Here is a 19074-nt window from a genome sequence, read left to right as displayed (position 1 = left end):
ATAGCGGCCGCCAAGACAGCGAGAACGGCACCGGTACTGGAGGCTCGGCGAAGCACCTTGCGTGTGGACTCTTGTGCAAGCCAGCGGGTTTGGCTTGATGCAGTCTTCATCGTGCGCCCCCTAGTTCGTTCCGCAGTACGCGTTGTTGTTGGACGGCAGCCTGCGAGTGTTGGTGGCCGGCGTGATGGGTTGGCACAGCGATCCGGTGAGCATGTTGGCTTTGACCCAAGCCACCTCGTCGCTGGCAGCGCGCAGGCAGGTGTCGTACTGATCGCCCTGCTGCCCGAACGCCGAGGTGCAGTTGGTGGACATGTTGGAGAACAGGGTGTTGTTGCAGACATCGACCGAGGTGCCCCGGGGTGCCGCGTCCAGGCACATCTGCTGGCGCATGCACGAGGGTGCGAAATCCGCGGTCCGGCCGTCCGGCGACCGGTACTGGCTCGGCCCACCCGGGCACATGCCCGAATGCCGTTCGGCATACAACACCGGATCGACCCCAGCGGGCCGGTACTTACCGTCGACGTCAGTGACGTAATCGGCGGGGACTGTGATGACTTGGGGCGGGCTGACTCCCGCAGGCATACCGTCCCAATCCGCGGTCAAAGCACCGGAAGTGGGCGTATTCGAAGCTCGGTAGGACAGCGTGATCTCGATAGGGAAGGCAAAGATATTGGCCTCGCCCAAGTTGATCAGGATATTGGTCTGGTTAGGGAAACCCGGCCCGATACCCGGGGAAACCGTGACCGGAGCGCTGTGCGCGTCGCGGGCTACCGGAATGGAGAACGTGCCGACGACCGTTGCAGGGCGACCCGGGTGAGGATCGGTTTCCACCAAAACGACATTGGTGCCCTGACGCAGGTGCGTGCCCTCAGGGATGCGCACCCCGACCTGCATATCCGAGGGCGAGAAGATCGTTTTGCGGCGGATGATGATGTCGCCACCCCCACCGGAGAATGGGACCACCTGGTAATCCACATCATTGGAGGTGTAGGTGGCGCCGCCGTCACCAGACCACGCCGCGGCCTGCAGCGTCATCTCACCCGGCAGATGGATCGCGATGTTCTTGCCGGCCCACGTGGTTGGGAAGAAGATGCCGTCCTTGGCGAACATCGGCACCGTGAAGTTGGACAGCTCGCGAGCGGCCGCCAAAGGTTGGCCCATGCCGTTGCCCTCACCTTGCGGCGCCGACGATGAGACTTTGGCTCCACCGATGTTGTTGATGCGCGGCGCATCCTGCGGCATCTCCCGCGGCGCGGGCAGCGGTGGCGGCGTCGGTGCCGCGGGGTCGGCATAGGCCCGGCTGGTTGTCATGACCGACCCCTCGGCAGGTATGACAACCAGCCCAACAGCAAGTAACATCAGCGCAATTCTGAAAATCATTGTCATCACAGATCTTTCGGCTCGCCGTAGACAGTCTGGGTGTCATTGCCGTTCTCGGTGCGGATCCGGAAGGTCGCGAACGACTGGATCTTGACCTGGCCACCGCAGCCATCGGCCTCGACGTTCTGGTTACGCACCTGCGAGACCGCATGCATGTTCCGGAAGTTGATCCGGTCCATCGGCAACTGCGCCAAACCACCGGGCTTGAGCAGCACACGCATGTAACCGCCGATGTGTTCCTGGGCGCCGAGCGAGCCACCGGCCGACGCACCACCGAAACCGCCACCCTGACCGCCACCGCCTTGCGAGCCGCCTTGCCCGCCGCCATACGCTCCGCCGTAGCCCTGGCCGAACACCGACTGGTTCAACGTCAATCCGAGGTCGCCGCCGAGTTCCACCCCCGAGGAGGAGTCGGTGCGGCAGCCCACGAAGTATCCGGTCTCCAGCTGTGCGTCCTGAATGACCGCTGAACCCGCACCCGAGATCGTGGCCTCGGCACGATACGACACCCGGGCTTGCCACGAGTTGCTCGCACCGGCGATGTTGTCGATGTGATCGATCACCTCATTGGTCATCGTCAACCCGACAGTCCACCCGTCATCGGTGACGAACTGCTGCTGCTGATCCGGCATCACCTGGGGGTCGGCAACCGCATAGGGCGCACCGATCAAGATCACGGCCGCAACTGACGCAGACGTTGCGACGGCAGTACCACGCTTCACGTGCTTGCGCGCTAATGAACTAGTCAACCGCATATCTCCCCGTCTTGACACAGCCGCCTCGCTGGATGCCACGGTTTGCGGTGGCACACGCAGATGTATATCAGTCAATGATTGCTCTAGCAACACTTACTGGAAAAACTATGTCTGTAGTGCGGTTACTGGTCAAGGATTGCGGTACGTTGTCCCGCAGGCGGGAAAGTCGACGAACGGATGGGGAAAATGGCTGGCAAGGATGACGGGCTACAGGTTGCTGAGGACATGCGACGCGAGAGCCTGGCCGCTAAACTCACCAAGTTGTACGAGGTGATGAGTCCCGCCGGTGAACCACCATCAGACGCGACGGTCGCCGACGGAATCTTCGAGAAGACTGGGGTCCAGATGAGTGCGCCGTACCTGTGCCTGTTGCGCACCGGCAAGCGCACCAACCCGACTGTGCAGAACGTTCAGGCCATCGCCGAGTACTTCGGTGTGCCTGCCTCCTACCTCATCGACACCGGCGCCGATGCCGCAATCGAATCCGAGCTTCGCCTTGTTAAAGCCATGCGCGACAACGGTGTCCGCGATATCGCCGCCAGGCTATCCGGGCTGACACCCGAGTCGATCGGGAATCTCGCCGGCATTGTCGATCGCCTGCGTGAACTCGAAAACCTGCCCCCGATCGGACCCCCCGATGAAACTGCGACGTAAACGCCCGCAACACAATGGATCACCCGCAGCCGACATGCGTCGGCTCATCGGCGAGCTTCCGGTACCTCATCCCTGGAATCGGGCAGCTTTCGTCCGGACGGTCGAACAACTGCGGGGTCGCCGGATCACGCTCCTGCCCGTGGACGGTGCGCTACTGACGGGCAGCGCGTGTGGTCTCTGGCTGGTCCGCGAACACGACGACGTGGTGCTCTATCAGGACGGAACCTCTCGGCTGCACGCCGACCAGATCATCCTGCACGAACTCGGCCACATGCTGCTCGGTCACGACAAAAGCGCGAGAACTGATACATCACACATGGTTTCAGCGCTCACACCCCACCTGGAACCGGCTGCCGTCAAAGCCGCACTCGGTCGCAGCGCCTACGACACCGACGCCGAACACGACGCGGAAATGTTCGCAAGCCTCATCCTCAGCCACTCGCCACGAGAACGAAGCCTCGCGGATATCCTGCTGGGTCACGAATGACCAACGCGGTACCGGGCTTTATCTCGTGGCCAGTCTTGGCCTGTTTTGTCCTAGTACTGGCATTTCGACTGCGTTGGCTGGGCGCCGGCTTCGCCGCCCACCACCGGAACAGAGTGCTGATCTTCGTCGCCGCCACTCAGGTAGCCACCGAACCGAGTGTGCAACACCTGCTCGCAGCGGCCATACCGTGCCCCGCGACCAGCCTGTCCCAGATCCCGTTCGCCCTCCTCTTTTTGATCAGCCCCGAACTGATCGGATTCATCGCGATGATCGATGACACCGACCCTGCAGTCCTCGCACGCGGCTACCGCTATTACCGGATCGCAACCTTTGTCACCATTGGGGTGATGGGCGTCATCGCCACCGGCCCACGTATTCGCCACCAGCCCATCGCCTTGGCCGGTGACAACTCCGAAGTTCTTGCCGCCCTTGCCTGGTCGGCGCTCTCTATCACTGCCGCAGCCATAATCTTCCGGCTCCTGGTCCCCAAACTTCGCCAAACCCACAAGACCGCTGCCCAACGCATCATCGCCGGTGAACTGGTCGCTCTTGTCGGCGCCATCTGCCTACCCGGCCTGGGCATATTCACTCTCGCCCTGCTCGAACGTCTACACCTAGCCAACACCCTCGAACTGCGCCAAACCATCTACTCGCATGCCGCCTTCGTCGCTCTCCTTGTGGCGCTACCTCTTGCCCTCGGCCCATGCTTCGTGGCCGCGCAAGCCCTCCTGCATCGAGACACCAACGGCCGCACATGGCGGAAACTCCAACCGCTGTGGACCGACCTCACCACTACCTACCCCGACACCATCCTCAACGCACCCCCACAGCGGTTCCAACCGGTCACCGACTTTCAATTGCACCGCGTCATCATCGAAATCCGGGATGCTCTCCTGCAGCTGGCTCCTCACATCACCGAACTCACCGGCACCGACCGACAACGATTGGCCCAGGCTCGTGAACCGGCCGATTTCGCCCAGAGTGGCCTGCAGGCGCTGCAGATCGCCAAGGCCATCGCACACCCCTCCACCGCCGACTCCACACCGACGGGCGCCACACCCCTACCCGCCACCGCCACCCGCGAAGACGAGCTCGCCCAACTCATCGACATCGCAGCCTGGTGGCCGACGGTCACGCACATTGCACAAAAACAGAGTCAGGTTCGATCGTATTCGTAAGTTAGCAGACTATCTAGTTTGCCAGTAAGCTCGCAGCGTATAACTGTTGACTGGTGTAACTATCGGGGCTTACGGTCGTCCCAGAGGCCCCATTGATGGTCCGCCAACTGGCCGCTCTGATGGTCGCGAAAGGATGTGCGCGGTGGCCAATGTGCCTGATCAGCCAGTACGGGGCCTGGATCCGTACGTTCTGTATGTACACGACCTGATCGGATTCGGGGTCGTGGATCAGCACACCACAACCACCATCACGGTCCGCAAAACCAGTGCCGAAATGTGCGTCACCGATAATCGTTGGCCGTCAGAGTCCATCATCACGCGCCCTATGCGTGCGGAGGTTTGGGACCGATTCGTTGACGCCGTGCTCGCAATCGTGCAGACCGCGCCCTCGTCACCGGCGCAGGCCAAGCAGGGGTACCCGATCGACGTCCACTATTCGCTTAGCTATCTCGGGACACACACGGTCTATCCAACTGTGCATGTGCATGCGGTCAACAACACCGCCGATACGACCGCAGACGCGATCACCGCAGCATTCGCGCCCATTCGGCAATTGTTCGAGGCTGTCGAACCCAGCCGGCTCGCCCCGGCTGTCGACTTGTAATGGCCCGGCCAGTGTATGCCTCGGCGAGATGTGCTCGCGGATTCTGTTTGCTAGCCTTATCGCAGGTGGGTGCCTCTCGGCGCTCGGCCATCCACTTTGGGGGGACACGGTGAAGGTTGTCTGGCTTGCCGCCGTGTTGGTGACGGTATCTCTTCCGGCACAAGCTTGTTCAGATGCGCCGGTGCGCACACCGGCGGCCGAATCCACGGACTCGGCTCCCTCTGGTTCGCTCGACACCGGAACATACCCGGTGACGCCCGGACCCGCGTTGGGCAATGCTGGGTCCGATGTGGTCGGGCGGCGCATTGAGGCGCAACGGATGTCGAGCGCGGTGATCGGACCCTGGGAGGTGGACCCCGATTTGAACCGCAAGGACATGCCCAACGCCGTGATGAAGTCCGAAGCACTACGCGATGTCTTCAGCCAAGAGGCGGTGCGCATCGCAATCGACCACGGTTACGTCACGGGATTCGCAAATGCCCGGTCCACCAACGACTCTGCGATACCGCATGACAGACGGCTGAAGAATTTCGTCATGAGATTTCCCGACGCCGATGCTGCGGCGGCTGTCGCTCCGTTACTCGCGGCAGCGGAGCGATTCGGGCCGGGGCCCGTCTCACCGATTTCCATATCGGGCCATCCGGACTCGCACGCGGCTGCGGGAGTCAGCGACAAGGGCAAGCACGTGGTGGCGGCCTTCACCCCGCGGGGTCCGTTTGTCTTGCACGAGTGGGGCGAAGCGTCGTCGACCGATACCGCTGCGCAGCTGGTGGGCGCAGCGCTGGACAAGCAGCTTCCCGCCATCGACGAGTTCACACCCACCGACGTCGCGGAGTTGGTGAACCTGCCGCGCGATCCGTCGGGATTGGTGGCACGCACCATCCAGCAGAAGGAACAGAAGAGCATCAATTCCGGGTATGCCTACGACCGACGCGGCTCACTGAACTTCACGCTCGATCCGATCGCCCTGGCCGCGATCGAAGAGGACGCTGGGGTGGAGCTGATGTCTGGCGGTGCGGCAACGGTTTTCCAAACCAAGGACGCCACCGCTGCGCGTCGCATGGTGGCCGGATTGATCACGCTGGCAGCCAAGGGCCGACCGGGGCAGACGGGTTCCACACCCACCGATGCCATTCCGAATCTGCCGGACAGCCAATGCGTGGCGGACGAAAACAGCAACACCTGTTACGCGACGGTGGACCGCTACGTCATTGAGGCGGGACAACGCGACCTCCTCGACGCGCAGCAGCTTGCCGCGGCGCAATACCAGGTCTTGCAAAGCAAGTAACTGCCGGCCGTCACTCCTCACGACGCGCTGTCGATGAGCTGATACTGAAGGCAACGATGGCCTCCAGGTCGCGGCCGCAGTCGATGATGAGCAGGGCGACGAGCGATGCCCTGCTCGCAGTGGCGATCGCAGGATCGTCCATCCGGCCGACGGCCCGGGCCGCCGCAGCAGCCGCCGTGGCGGTGTCCCCGGATACCAGAGAAGACAGACCGCTGGCCAGATCGCGCACAGCTGCGGGCAATTCATCCGGTAAGTCCTCGCCGGCCCGCAGTGCGGCCTCGGCAGTGCGGGCGAGGTTGAGCACGGTGCTGGTGAGCAGCGCAATCTGTGTGGCCTCTCGTTCCAGGATCTCGACCACGGGTCGAAGTGCCCTCCTGCGGGGCGCTACGCGTATCACCTGACCGGCCGTGGCGCGCGCCTGTGCGATGCCGGCCAGATCCTGGTTGAGGCGCTCGGCTTCGGCACCGATCCAACCGGCATCGCCGGATTCACGTCCCCGGTCCTCGACCATGCGTGCCAATCGAGTGAGCGTGTCTGCCATGGCCGCAAGCGTTGATCCAATGGCTGTGCGCAACAGAGCCACTGGGTTGGCGGGAAACAACAACACGCTGACCACGATCGCGATACCGCCGCCGACCAAAGCATCGAACAGCCGTTCAGCGCCGGTGCCCCCGTGCGGCAGCGTGATGATCAGGATTGCAGAGACCGCGGTCTGGTTGAAGAACATCAGGCCCTGGGCGATGAAGCCCTGGGCCAGAACGACCGCCAAACACAGCGAGACGAACACGGCCCCCACCACTGCGAATGCACTGGTACCCAGGAGCGCCTGCACCGCAACGCCGATTCCGATTCCCAAGCTGACCCCGAAAATCATCTGCAGGGCCCGCTGGGCGCGCAGCACGGTGCTCGCGCTCAAACAGACCGCAGCGGCCACGGGGGCGAAGAACGGCTGCGGGTGTCCCATCAGATCGTGGGCGATGAACCAAGCCAGTCCGGCCGCGATCGAGGCTTGCACGATCGCCCACGCAAGACCGCGCAGGCGCCGTACCGCCGAGCTCGTTGCCGAACCGATCCGTGCGATCACAGTCCGATGACTCCTCCAGGTCCGACGCCGTCAGCCGTACAGTACGTCCCTGATCAACTGTGCCGCCTAGTCGAGCAGCTCCGCCCGCCGATTCCGAACGTTCGATCGCGCTGTTACGCCTGCTCGGGTGCGTGTGCGGCAAGTTGCGATGCCATGGCTTCCACCGACTGAATCAGATCGAGGTACGGGGTGTTGGGGTCACGTTCGTGGTAAATCGCAGTGACGATGATCGGCAGTGTCACGGCCGCTTCCGGGTAGTTGTCGATGTCCATGCGCGCCACCGCCTCGCCCACGGGCACACCCTGGTCATAAAGCCGCGTCGCGTCTGCGTGCAGCGTGGACCAGAAACCGATCCCGCGATCGATAGCCGCATTGATCTCACCGCCGACGAGCACCGGACCATGGCCGGCCACGACTTTCTGTGCCCCAAAAGCGCGGATGCGCTCCAGAGCGGCGATCCAGTTCGGGATAGAGCCCGACCAGGTAACGGCAATGACATTGCGCGCCAACAGATCTCCCGCATATAGCACGCCCAGCTCCGGTAGGTAGGCGATTGCGTCCCCCACGGTGTGGGCCGGACCCAGCTCGTGGAGTTCGACGTCGAGGTTGCCCACTCGCACCGCCTTTTCCCCACAAAACGTGGTGTCGGCGGGACGTACCCGCACCTCGTCGAAGTTGAATGGCCGCGTCAAGGGTTCCAGCACATGCAGCGCGGCACCGGGTTTGGTGCCTGCACCAAGGATCTCCGCTGTGAGATCGGCGTGCTCTTGGGTCATCAGCGCACTGGCAGCCTTTGTGGTGATGATCTCGGTATCGGTGGGAAACACCTGATTGCCGAAGAAGTGATCGCCGTCGGTGTGCGTGTTGAACACATACCGCACCGGCGCGGCGGCGGTCAGCTCGTCCATATCGGCACGCATCGCCTGCGCGTGCTGCACGTCGTAGAGCGTGTCGATTACCAGTGATTCGCCGGCACTGACCACCAGACCCGCATTCGCCAGCCCGAAGCCCATGTCGCCGGAGAGGAACACATGCGCCCCACCACCGAGTTCGAAGAGCCCCTGCTGGAAAGGGATTTCGTCTGTCATCATCGGGCCTTCGCTTGTTCTTCCTGCAATTTGGCGGTGGCTCCGGCCAGAATGCCCGGGCCTGCGATGCCATCTCTCTCAGGGATGATGCCCAGGGTGTTGATGAACATCGCCGTCATCACGTAGTGCCCAGCGAGCAGGGTTATCTCGGCGATTTCGTTGTCGGAGAAGAACTCCTGCATCTCTGCGGTGTCCGATCCGCCGCCCTTGATCCGTGTCAGCAGGTCGTCGACGAAGGCGATGAGCACGTCGATACGACGTTCCCCGAACACCTCGGCCCCGTCCAGGACCGCGTCGATGATCGAATCCGGCACGCCGGCCACTCGTGCTTCGGGCACGTGGTGATGAATCTCGTACTGGGCCTTGGTTACCGCACCGATCCGCAGGATCACCAGCTCACGGACTTCCGGCGACAACGCGCCCGTGCGGAAGGAAAGCCCCAGCGCCAGATACGGTTTGCCACTGGCTTTGGTCATAACCAGCCCTCGGGAGAGGCTGGCCGGAAACAAGTCATAGACCTCCCGTTGCAGGGGATCGAGGTCTGCCACACTCGGCAGCGAGATAGCCATGATGCTCCATTCGCGGTCGCGCCTGCGCACCATCGAAATCAATAAGAAACGGTGCGTACCTAATATCGTCAGGATAGCCCTGCGCGATAAGATACGCAACGTGCCTAAAAAATCGCCGGATCCGGCTCTCGGGCCCGCGTCACGACGCCGAGACGACGTGCTGCTGTCGGCGATCCGCGATGCCACCTGGGCCGAACTGATAGATCACGGATACTCAGGTGTCACCTTTGAAGGTGTAGCCCGTCGGGCCAAGACGGGGAAGCCGGTCCTTTACCGCCGCTATGGTTCTCGGGCACAGATGGTCACCGATGCGCTACCGACCCTCCGTATCGAAACCATCGATGTGGCGCCGACCGAATCCCTTCGTGACGACATCATGGCCTTGGTCGAAACGATCGTCGAAACGTGGCAGCACATCGGAATCGATACCTACCGCAGTCTTATCGCCGAAGCCGACGAGGCGACGCTGCTGACATTCCAGGCGAAGGTGGCCGCAAGGGCGGATCAGACCATCCGCCGTGCCCTGGACGCCGCCCGCGAGCGAGGCGAGATAGGGACCGCCGCCATTTCCGATCTGGTAGCCACCAGTATCTTCGCCCTCGTGCGCAACGAACTGTTCTTCGCGCGCAGGAAGATTGACTCCGGCACGCTCGCCGAGCTGGTCGATTCCGTCTACCTGCCGGCGATCAACGCCGCAGCGCACAGACCCCACACCTGAACCACTGGGCCGTACGTCAGCAGTTGACGCGACCACCGGCGAGGAGTTCTGCATCCGCGTCACGGTCATGCCACTTCCATAGTTTGGGGATCACCTCGTCGCCCAGCCGTTTTGATGTATCCGACCGGGCCCGGGTAGTCGGGACGAACAGTGATGTTCAACATTTCGACACCCAGATCCGCGTAGTGCTCGGCTGCCCGCAGAAAGCGGTCGGTATCCTCAAGCGGATCCAGACCGGGACCAATCGCCAGGGTCTTGCGAATAGATGGCCCTGGGCTACTCCCATAACCAGATCCTAGAAGTTACCGCCTGGCAGGCTGTCTCTGCCTCAGCCGATGCCGATTACCTGCCGGACTGCCAACGATCTACTGAAAATGGCGGCCTGATAAGGCAATCCGAGGACACCCGCTCTGATCACCGACCGGTCCTCGTTGGCCGCGGCGCGGAGCCACCGTAGAGGGCTACCTATCAGGGAGGCGGCCCTTCGGACTCCTGCAACAGATCCGGTCGATAGAACGCGAGGCTTGCCGGGTTCATCAGGGCGTCCGGGCTCGCGACGGTGCTCGGGTCTGCGCCTTGCAGAAGGCGTTTCACGGGGACCTCGAGCTTTTTGCCGGTGCGGGTATACGGAATCTCGGGCGCGATCACGACGCGATCGGGAACGTGACGTGGCGAGAGGTTGACACGCAGTGCCGTCGTAACAAGCTTGCGCAGTTCGACTTCCGAGTATTCGGCGTCCGCCCGTACGACGAACAGGATGAGTTGGCCGTGCCCTGTTGTCGGATCGTCCAGGTGCACGACGAGGCTGTCGTGGACCTCGGGCAGGGCATCGAGGACGTTATAGAACTCCGCGGTGCCCAGGCGCACACCACCGCGATTGAGGGTGGCATCGGATCGGCCGCTGATCACGGCCGATCCGCGGCTGGTGATGGTGATCCAATCGCCTTGGCGCCAGATCCCGGGGTAGACATCGAACCAGGTATTGCGATACCGGGAACCATCGTTGTCGTTATAGAGGGCCACAGGCATCGCGGGGATCGGCCCGGTGATGACCAGTTCGCCGTCCGTATCGACTACCGAATTACCTTCCGCATCAAATGAATCAACCGGTATACCGAGTGCCCGACAGGACATTTCACCGGACCACACCGGGGTGAGTGGCGAGCCTCCGAGGAGAAGCGAACAGACGTCGGTGCCTCCGCTCACTGAGCCGAGGATTACTCGAGTGTCGAAATGGTCGTACACCCAGGTGTATCCGTCGGGAGGTAAAGGCGAGCCGGTGGACCCGATGAACCGCAGCGCGGCAAGGTCGCCAAGGTCTTTAGGCTCGATACCTGCGGCGCGACAACCCATGAGAAACGAGGCACTGACCCCGAAATGGGTGAGCGACGCACGCGCCGCCAGCCGCCACAGAGCCCCTAAATCCGGATAGGCCGGATTGCCGTCGTACAGCACGATGGTTGCGCCCGCCAAGAGGGCGGAGACCACCGTGTTCCACATCATCCAGCCCGTAGTGGTGTACCAGAGGAGGCGATCGCCCGACTTGATGTCCAGATGCAGAACGTTGTCTTTGAGGTGGGTCAGCAGCATTCCGCCGTGTCCGTGGACGATCGGCTTCGGTCTGCCGGTGGTACCCGACGAATACAGCACGTAGAGCGGGTGGTCGAACGGGACACGATCGAACTCCAAAGGCTCTTCCTCAGCAAGCAATTCACTCCATCGGAGCATGTCGTCCGATGGAGCCTCGTCGAATATCGTCGGCACGAATACCGTTGTGGTGACTGTCGGTAACCCGTTACGGAGCTCCTCATGTTCGGCGCGCAAATCTACGGTCTTGCCACCGAAGGTGTACCCGTCGACGACCAGGAGCACTGTCGGTTCGATCTGACCCAATCGCTCTATGACGGCCCGCGTCCCGAATTCGGGCGGGCAACAGGACCACACCGCGCCGAGGCTTGCCGCGGCAAGGAACGCGACCACAGCCTCGGGAATGTTTGGCAGGTAGGCCGCCACCCGGTCGCCGGGCCGTACCCCAAGTCTGCGAAACCCCGCACGAGCGCGGGCAACTTGTTCACGCAGCTGGTCGTAGGTGAGTGTCTTTGGATCACACTCTGATTCATTGTGTGCGACCACGGCGGGCGCACCGGGAGGCCGCCCATTGCGCAGAGCGTGTTCGGCGTAGTTGAGCCGGACATCCGGGAACCAACGCGCCCCAGGCATGGTGCGATCCGCGAGCACCGGAGTCGCTACACCGTCTGCTTGAATGTCGAAAAACTGCCAGATCGAAGCCCAAAATCGATCTGCGTCGCCGGTGGACCATTCCCACAAACTCCGATAATCGCCGAACGTTTCGCTGATATATCCACGCCGACAAAGCCATTCGATGTAACGAACAATTTGTGTATCTGCGACATCGTGCGGTTCCCACAACACCACCGACATAACGACTCCTTGACCTACGGTCCGTCCAACGCAAGGGGTATGCGTGAGATGGACTGTAGCGCCGCCTTAGCTTTTAACGCAATGGCGCTGCGTTAGCCGCGAGGGGAGCTTCCTCCCGGTCCGGACATGCCACGCAGGAGTACCTCGACCATCTGCTCGATGGTGTCGTCGTCGATGGGTTGTCGGGTAAGCAGCACCCGCGTATGCAGTGGAGCAACAAGCAGTTCGAGTGCGAGACGGGCATCGATGCCCGCGGGCAGTTCGCCGCGTGCAATGGCGCGGTCGAAAATCACGCTGGCTGCTTCGATTCTGGACTGCCAGTACTGGGCGCGACTATCGGCCAAGGCCGGGTCGTCGTCGGCCACAGCCATCGCTCGCACCAGCGCCGTACCAAGCGGTTTCGCGAGCTGGGCCCGAATTCGCCGCGCAAGTGCTATCAGGTCGCTGCGCACCGCGCCGGTGTCGGAGGCCGGAAGTTCCGACTGGCTGTAGTCCAGCAGCGCGTCGAGTATCAAGTTCTCCGCCGAACCCCATCGACGCAAAATCGACGAGGCATGCACACCAGCACCTCGCGCGATCTCATTGATCGTCAGTCCGGCGGGACCGCGTACGGCGATGGTTTTCAGCGTCGCCTCCAACACGGCGGAGCGAACTCGCGCAGAACGGCCGCCGGTACGGCGCTTGACCTGCGCCTGGGTTCCGCCGCTGCTCATACCGGACATATTAATGCACCACTATTGCGTTACCGGACCAGGCGGCCTAAGTTCACCACTAATGCAAAAACCATGCATTAAAGGCGAAGAGTGAGAGGGCCACGCGATATGACCAAGACACTGTTCACGAACGGCGCCATTTTGAGCATGGACCCCACCGTCGGTGACTTCCGCCGTGGCGACGTACTCGTCGAAGACGGCGTAATCACCCACGTCGGGGGTTCGGTGAGTGCCGGCGACTGCGATGTCGTCGATGCATCCGATGCGATCGTGCTGCCAGGTCTGATCGACGCCCACCGCCATCTGTGGTACTCCGGCGTCCGCGGTACCGGCATGGACGAGGCCGCCGGCGACGCGATCGCCGCGTGGAGCAAACTCGGCCCAGCATTCACTCCAGATGTGTTGTACGCCTTCACCCGTGCGGGCATCGCGAATGCGCTGGAGTCTGGAGTGACCACCGTGTTCGACTGGTGTCACGTCATCAACTCGCCGGAGCTTGCCGAGGCCGCCATCCAAGCCCATCTCGACATGCCGATGCGCGCGGTCTTCGCCTACGGCGCGTCCATGCGGCAAAAACTCGACGAGTTCGCCGGCGAGTTCGGCTCGGCGTCTTGGGACCACGCAGCACAGGTACAACGCCGGCACTTCTCCTCCGCCGACAGGCGGCTCACGTTCGCGCTCGCACTACAGGGGCTCGACTTCACGACTCTGGAAATCACCCGCGCCGACATCGCCGCCGCCCGCGCGATGGGAGTCCCCATGAGCTTTCACAACGGTGTCGAGCTGGGGCCGCCGAAGGAGTCGATCAAACGGCTCGCCGACGCGGGTCTACTCGGTTCCGATATGAGCTTCGTGCACTGTTGCAACACAACCGACGAGGAGTTCCGCCTGCTCGCCGATCATGGCGGTCGGGCAATTTCCTGCCCCGCCGTCGATGCGGCAGTCAACCTCGGCGCATCACCATCGGGTCGCATGCGCAAAAACGGCCTGTCTCCGTGCTTCGGGGCAGACGCGCTGGCAACCGCCAGCGGCGACCTGTTCGAGGAAGCACGCGTCGGGCTGTTCCTCGAACGCAATGACTACGGGCATGTCCAGCATGCCGGCGGAGGTGTAGTGATGACGCACGGCGACCGTATCTCCGCACGTGAGGCGTTGGCGGCGGTCACATCGGTCGCTGCCAAGAACTGCTGGCTCGAAGGCGACGTGGGTTCTCTCACTCCGGGAAAGCGTGCCGACCTCATCCTGCTGCGCGCTTCGGACTCCAATCTTTGGCCGCTGGGGAATCTGCTGGGCACCGTGGTCAGCGCCGCCAACCGCGGCAACGTGGACGCCGTCATGGTCGATGGCAAGTTCGTCAAACGCGATGGCCGACTCGTCCAGATCGATACCGACGGTATCCGTGCCGATCTCATTAGCGCGCGCGACAGCCTTTATGCCGCAAGCGGTTACGACGACATCGAGCCGAAACTCATCGGCTAGCCGTACCACAGACACCGGGAAGGGACAGCACATGAAGGGCCTCGACAAAAGGGTCGCCCTGGTCACCGGGGGTGCACATGGCATTGGACGGGCAACCGCATCGCGGCTCGCCTCCGAAGGTGCCCGCGTCGCGATCGTCGATGTCGACGGCGAGAAAGCAGCGGAGGCTGCGGACATGATCGGCTGTGGAACAATCGGTTTGGGTGGCGACGTGTCCTCCGAGGCCGACGTTCAACGTTACTTCGGCGAGGTCGTACGGCACTTCGGCCACGTCGATGCGCTGTACAACAACGCGGGCATCGGCCCCTACAGCCTGCTCGTCGACCAGGACCTCGTCGCCTTCCAGCGTCTGATCGCCGTCAACTACGTGGGCGTTTTCCTGAACTTACGGGAGATGCTGCGTATCTCTCGCACTGCCGGCGTGCCGGTGAACATCGTCAACACCACGTCGCTGACCGTCGAGAGACCCACCCCGATGCTGGGCGCGTACGGCTCGACCAAGGCAGCAGTAATCAGCCTGACCCGCAGCGCCGCGATCGAAACCGCTTGGACAGGAACACGTGTCAACGCAGTCATGCCCGGCCCCATCGACACCCCGATGATGCAGCAGCTCGATGAGGCTGGCCGCAACGCCATGTCATCCGCGCTGCCGATCGGGCGCCTCGGCCGACCCGAGGAAGTCGCGGCAATGGTCGCATTTCTGCTGAGCGACGAGGTTCCGTACGCCACCGGCGGCGTGTATCCCGTTGCCGGAGGCGGCTCCTGATGTGAACAGCACCTGTACGCGATATTTAAAGCAGTGGTATTGCGTTAACCGCCGGTGCGAGGTACGGTCACTAAAGCAGCGGTAATGCTTTAGTGAATGAAGGTTAGGGAGTCGTCATGTCTTATCAATGGCCAGTGGACGTACACGCACTGTTCGGTGAGCGGTATGCGCAGATGATCAACACTGGGCTGCCCGCGGCCGATGTCGACGTCGTACGTGCCGCAATCACCGACATGTGGCCGGATTCTGCCGGCGGCTGGGTCCACGAATGGTCGAAACAGGCCGCGGCCTACGCCGACGCGGGCGCGCATCAGGCCGCCGCGCTGGCCTATGGGTGGGCCAAGTTTCCCACCCTGGCCGATGAGGCCAAGCGTGTCGCGCTGGCCAATCAGCTTGAACAGTACGAACTTGCGGCCCCAGGCTTCGGGGTGCAGTTCGAACGTCACGTGTTGGAGCTGCCCTACCGCGGTAACACCACAAAGGTTCCGGTACATGTGTATGCCCCGTTCGACCTGCCTGCCGATCGGCCGGTGATTATCGCCAGCGGCGGCGTCGACAGCTGGAAGATGGACGTGCACGGACTGCTGGTGCTGCTCGCAACCCAGTTGCACGCCCGGGTGGTGGCATTCGATATCGCGGGAACCGGTGAGTCCGAGGTGCCGATGTCCAGTTCGGGCGGCGCGGAAATCGTCCGCGGTCTAGTCGAATACGCCCGACCTCTCGGCAACGGTGTTGTAGGGCATATCGGCATCTCGATGGGCGGACATTTCTCGGCGTGGTCGGGTCTAGCAGGCGCGGTAGACGCTGCCGTAGTACTGGGCGGCCCGGTGGAAGCGGCCTTCCGCAGCGAGCGGGGCCAGGCCGCGTTCGGTATGGATGGAATCGTCGGCAACGCACTGGGATTCGACACACCGCCCAGTTTCGACGAGCTGACCTCACGCCTGACGGAGTTCTCGTTGCGTCCGCTGCTCGATCAGGATCACAACGCCCCGATGTTGGTGGTGAACGGCGCCGATGACGTCCACGTCCCACAGGCGGACACCCTGGTGTTTCAGGGCCGCCGCGATACCGTGGTCGATCTCGTTGCCGATACCGGACACTGCGCGGTCTCCAAACTCCCCGAGGTGTTCCCCACCATCCTCGCCTGGCTCGGCCGCACCCTTGAGGCCGTCACGCTAACCAGCAAGTAGCTTGTCCGGCGGCATGTGCCCCAAGCCCGGCCATGTCCAGTTGTTTCGGCGGGGCGATCACGATTGCCTACGTCGGAAGCGTGTAACCCCGGGAGGCATCGCCGAGGGTGCGCAGTGTGTCGACCAGTTCTCGCGCCTTGACCTCACCGAGTACCTCGCTGATCCACTCGTGGGTCTTAGTGACCTGGGCGTACGCCCGGGTGAGCTGCTGTTGTCCGGTCGCGGTGATGGAGATCCGCCGTCTGCGCCGGTTGGTCGGGTCGATGGTCTTGCTGATGAGATCGCGGCCCTCCAGCCGGTCCAGCAGCGGCGTCAGGGTCGAGGCATCGAGTGAGATGAGCGCGCCGAGCTCGGTCTGCGACAGCTCTTCGTGTTCGGCAAGAGTGAACAAGACGGCGAATTGCGGTGGTGTCAGCTCGGGCAGCTGCAGTTGCCAAATCGCCGACAGTGCCTGGCTCGCGCGACGCAGCTGATGCACGGCGCTGTCGGACAGTTTCCCCCGTTGGGGCTTCGTTGCCTTCGCCATCTCGCGACTATAGTTTGCGCAAGGTCAATTTGTGCACGTATATTACGTGCACGTATCTTTGTATCGTGGTTAGAACCGCGGTCGCACTGATGCACCCGTCGCGCACGAGCGGAGGATCGGTTCGGTATGGAATACACGCGGCTCGGCAATTCCGGGCTACACGTCAGTAGCATCGCACTGGGGTGCATGAGTTTCGGCCGGCCCGGCGCCGGCCGTGATTGGGCGCTAGACGAGGACCAGGCCGCAGCGATCTTCCGAGCGGCGGTCGATCTGGGTATCACGTTCTGGGATACCGCCAATGTGTACAGCGCGGGTACCAGCGAAGAGATCACCGGCGCCGCGATCGATACCTACACTCGCCGCGACGCGCTCGTGCTCGCCACCAAAGTCTGGGGCCACATGGGCGATGGCCCTGGCGGACAGGGTTTGTCGCGCCGGGCCATCTTCGAGCAAGTTGACGCCTCCCTGCGTCGCCTCGGCACCGACTACATCGACCTCTATCAAATCCACCGTTTCGACCCGCACACACCGGTCGGGGAGACGATGGAGGCGCTTCACGATGTCGTCAAGGCAGGCAAGGCCCGCTATCTCGGCGCATCATCAATGTGGGCATGGCAATTCGCCAAGATGCAACACACCGCGCAACAGCACGGATGGACACCGTTCATCTCCATGCAGAGCCAATACCACCTCTTGCAGCGAGAAGAGGAACGCGAGATGTTCCCGCTGCTGGCCGACCAACAGGTCGGTTCCATTCCATGGAGCCCGCTGGGTGGCGGATTCCTCACGCGCCCATGGGGAGACGATCGCAATACCGCGCGCGGGGCGGAAGCCGAACAGCGCCGCCGTGACATGTACGGCAACCCAACGGTATTGGACGAAGACAAGAAGGTTGTGGACGCAGTCGAGCGCATTGCCCGGGACCGTAATGTCTCGATGGCGCAAGTAGCGATGGCCTGGGTGCTGAAGAATCCTGTCGTGGATGCCCCTATCGTCGGGGCGACGAAGACCGATCACCTTGTGGATGCCGCCGCGGCAGTCGATCTGTCACTCACCGTCGACGAAATCAAAGTATTAGAACAGCATTACGCCATCCGGCGACCCACCTACTATCAATAAACCCCACGAGGCCTATTTCAGCGCGAGCGCACCAACCGGGGTGCCGGATGCACCCGTGATCGGGAGGTGCGGGGCAACCAGCATGAATTCGTACACGCCATCTCGCGCGCAATCGTCGGCGAGAGCCTCGAGGTCGAACATCTCGCCGAGGGCCAACCCGCCGTGCACCAGAAGCACCACATGCAGGGGCTGGTAGTAACCGATTTCATTGGGGCGCACCTCAACACCCCACGTATCGACCACCAGCGCGGCGATGTCCTTTCGATGGATCCACGGCGCCGCATGCAGCGAGACTCCCGGCGCGGCACCACCCGCGTAATCGCCCCAGTTGCCGCGACGCGCCTGCAAGAAGCCTGTGCGCACGAGAAGGGCATCACCGGGGAGCACCTGGATCCCCTTGCTGTCCAGCGCGCCTTCGATGTCCTCGCTGGTAATCGCATACCCGGGATCGAGCGAGTCAACACCTTTGTAGCGGGCGATATCGGCCAACACACCTCGCGCGATACCCTTGTCTGCGACATGTTCGACGGCGTTATGCGCAGAACCGGTGGCGGAGATATCGGACGCGGGACGGTTGTTGTACATCCTCCCTTCCCAAAAGACATGGTTCAGGCAGTCCCACTGCGTGCCGGCCTGTGTCGGCATGATCACGACGTGGTCGGAAAATCCGACACCGGGACGCGGCGAAAGCCCCAGGGCGACAAGGTCTTGCTGACCGGTGGCGACGTCAGTCCCCGTCAGCGACGAGTACAGAATTGGGTTGAAGCGGCCATACTGTCCCGTCTGCGGGCCACTCTGGTCGTAGGGCATCGAGAGCGGAATCGCCTTACCCTGCCTCACCAGCGAGGCAGCGTGGGTGAGCTGTTCGGGGCCCACGAGATTCCAGGTCCCTATCTGGTCATCGTCGCCCCACCTGCCCCAGTTGGAGCATTCAGCGATGTAGCGCCGGATCGTCGTCTCGTCCTGATCTGTCGGATTTTGGTTGTCGGTTTCGGTCATGAGTTCCTCGCATGCGTAGGGATGTCGGCTGCTGA

19 protein-coding genes are annotated in these 19074 nt (G+C 62.7%); 10 read left to right on the top strand and 9 right to left on the bottom strand.

The features are described from left to right. Window positions 1-120: 120 nt before the first annotated feature. On the bottom strand, window positions 121-1386 hold the full coding sequence (locus BKG76_RS11490) for a hypothetical protein (RefSeq protein ID WP_070939146.1): 1266 nt from the start codon (window positions 1384-1386) through the stop codon (window positions 121-123). Next, on the bottom strand, window positions 1386-2135 hold the full coding sequence (locus BKG76_RS11485; protein ID WP_070937752.1) for an MspA family porin: 750 nt from the start codon (window positions 2133-2135) through the stop codon (window positions 1386-1388). Before BKG76_RS11485 ends, BKG76_RS11490 begins: the two co-directional genes overlap by 1 nt. 225 nt (window positions 2136-2360) lie before the next feature. Here BKG76_RS11485 and BKG76_RS11480 point away from each other — a divergent pair, with 225 nt between their 5' ends. The 5 genes from BKG76_RS11480 (at window position 2361) to BKG76_RS11460 (ending at window position 6346) form a co-directional block, all read left to right on the top strand. Then, entirely contained in the window at window positions 2361-2789 is a 429-nt protein-coding gene (locus BKG76_RS11480) for a helix-turn-helix domain-containing protein (protein WP_109420831.1), read from the top strand. Window positions 2790-2823: 34 nt separating this feature from the next. Continuing rightward, entirely contained in the window at window positions 2824-3276 is a 453-nt protein-coding gene (locus BKG76_RS11475) for a regulator (RefSeq protein ID WP_070937750.1), read from the top strand. After that, on the top strand, window positions 3273-4454 hold the full coding sequence (locus BKG76_RS11470) for an MAB_1171c family putative transporter (protein ID WP_070937749.1): 1182 nt from the start codon (window positions 3273-3275) through the stop codon (window positions 4452-4454). Before BKG76_RS11475 ends, BKG76_RS11470 begins: the two co-directional genes overlap by 4 nt. A gap of 142 nt (window positions 4455-4596) precedes the next feature. Beyond that, window positions 4597-5058: a hypothetical protein gene (locus tag BKG76_RS11465; protein ID WP_131815813.1), complete on the top strand. Its 462-nt coding sequence runs from the start codon at window positions 4597-4599 to the stop codon at window positions 5056-5058. Window positions 5059-5167: 109 nt separating this feature from the next. After that, window positions 5168-6346, top strand: coding sequence for a DUF7373 family lipoprotein (locus BKG76_RS11460; RefSeq protein WP_236737564.1), 1179 nt, complete (start codon window positions 5168-5170; stop codon window positions 6344-6346). 10 nt (window positions 6347-6356) lie between these two features. Here BKG76_RS11460 and BKG76_RS11455 read toward each other — a convergent pair whose 3' ends face one another. From BKG76_RS11455 to BKG76_RS11445, 3 genes are all read right to left on the bottom strand, one after another. Continuing rightward, a complete protein-coding gene (locus BKG76_RS11455; RefSeq protein WP_083338015.1) occupies window positions 6357-7430 on the bottom strand; it encodes an FUSC family protein in 1074 nt (357 codons plus the stop codon). A gap of 113 nt (window positions 7431-7543) precedes the next feature. Beyond that, window positions 7544-8518, bottom strand: a complete 975-nt coding sequence (locus BKG76_RS11450) for an MBL fold metallo-hydrolase (protein WP_070937747.1) — start codon at window positions 8516-8518, stop codon at window positions 7544-7546. After that, a complete protein-coding gene (locus BKG76_RS11445) occupies window positions 8518-9087 on the bottom strand; it encodes a carboxymuconolactone decarboxylase family protein (protein WP_070939143.1) in 570 nt (189 codons plus the stop codon). The genes BKG76_RS11450 and BKG76_RS11445 overlap by 1 nt, the downstream gene beginning before the upstream one ends. Here BKG76_RS11445 and BKG76_RS11440 point away from each other — a divergent pair. After that, on the top strand, window positions 9086-9805 hold the full coding sequence (locus BKG76_RS11440) for a TetR/AcrR family transcriptional regulator (protein WP_236737563.1): 720 nt from the start codon (window positions 9086-9088) through the stop codon (window positions 9803-9805). The genes BKG76_RS11445 and BKG76_RS11440 overlap by 2 nt on opposite strands. A gap of 468 nt (window positions 9806-10273) precedes the next feature. On the opposite strand, the gene BKG76_RS11435 is transcribed toward BKG76_RS11440, so the two are convergent. Next, window positions 10274-12247 carry an acetoacetate--CoA ligase gene (locus tag BKG76_RS11435; RefSeq protein ID WP_070937746.1) on the bottom strand — a complete coding sequence of 658 codons (1974 nt, stop codon included), beginning with the start codon at window positions 12245-12247 and terminating at the stop codon, window positions 10274-10276. A 92-nt stretch (window positions 12248-12339) separates the two neighbouring features. Then, a complete protein-coding gene (locus BKG76_RS11430) occupies window positions 12340-12960 on the bottom strand; it encodes a TetR/AcrR family transcriptional regulator (RefSeq protein WP_070937745.1) in 621 nt (206 codons plus the stop codon). Window positions 12961-13068: 108 nt separating this feature from the next. Between BKG76_RS11430 and BKG76_RS11425 the strand changes: the two genes are divergently transcribed. The 3 genes from BKG76_RS11425 to BKG76_RS11415 all read left to right on the top strand — a co-directional run bounded on the left by BKG76_RS11425 (window position 13069) and on the right by BKG76_RS11415 (window position 16395). Further along, window positions 13069-14439: an amidohydrolase family protein gene (locus BKG76_RS11425; protein WP_070937744.1), complete on the top strand. Its 1371-nt coding sequence runs from the start codon at window positions 13069-13071 to the stop codon at window positions 14437-14439. A 31-nt stretch (window positions 14440-14470) separates the two neighbouring features. Further along, window positions 14471-15205 carry an SDR family NAD(P)-dependent oxidoreductase gene (locus tag BKG76_RS11420; protein WP_070937743.1) on the top strand — a complete coding sequence of 245 codons (735 nt, stop codon included), beginning with the start codon at window positions 14471-14473 and terminating at the stop codon, window positions 15203-15205. Between the two features lie 116 nt (window positions 15206-15321). Beyond that, window positions 15322-16395 carry an alpha/beta fold hydrolase gene (locus tag BKG76_RS11415; RefSeq protein ID WP_070937742.1) on the top strand — a complete coding sequence of 358 codons (1074 nt, stop codon included), beginning with the start codon at window positions 15322-15324 and terminating at the stop codon, window positions 16393-16395. Between the two features lie 67 nt (window positions 16396-16462). On the opposite strand, the gene BKG76_RS11410 is transcribed toward BKG76_RS11415, so the two are convergent. Further along, window positions 16463-16921, bottom strand: a complete 459-nt coding sequence (locus BKG76_RS11410; RefSeq protein ID WP_070937741.1) for a MarR family winged helix-turn-helix transcriptional regulator — start codon at window positions 16919-16921, stop codon at window positions 16463-16465. A gap of 126 nt (window positions 16922-17047) precedes the next feature. Here BKG76_RS11410 and BKG76_RS11405 point away from each other — a divergent pair, with 126 nt between their 5' ends. Continuing rightward, a complete protein-coding gene (locus BKG76_RS11405; protein WP_070937740.1) occupies window positions 17048-18040 on the top strand; it encodes an aldo/keto reductase in 993 nt (330 codons plus the stop codon). Between the two features lie 12 nt (window positions 18041-18052). On the opposite strand, the gene BKG76_RS11400 is transcribed toward BKG76_RS11405, so the two are convergent. Next, window positions 18053-19039 (bottom strand): cyclase family protein, encoded by a 987-nt coding sequence (locus tag BKG76_RS11400; protein ID WP_070937739.1) that lies wholly within the window; start codon window positions 19037-19039, stop codon window positions 18053-18055. Between the last annotated feature and the right edge of the window lie 35 nt (window positions 19040-19074).

The sequence above is a fragment of the Mycobacteroides franklinii genome, from assembly GCF_001853795.1.
In the GTDB taxonomy this organism is placed as follows: Bacteria; Actinomycetota; Actinomycetes; order Mycobacteriales; family Mycobacteriaceae; genus Mycobacterium; species Mycobacterium franklinii.
Note: the sequence above shows the minus strand (reverse complement) of the source record. Positions and strands in the feature narration are given on the sequence as shown.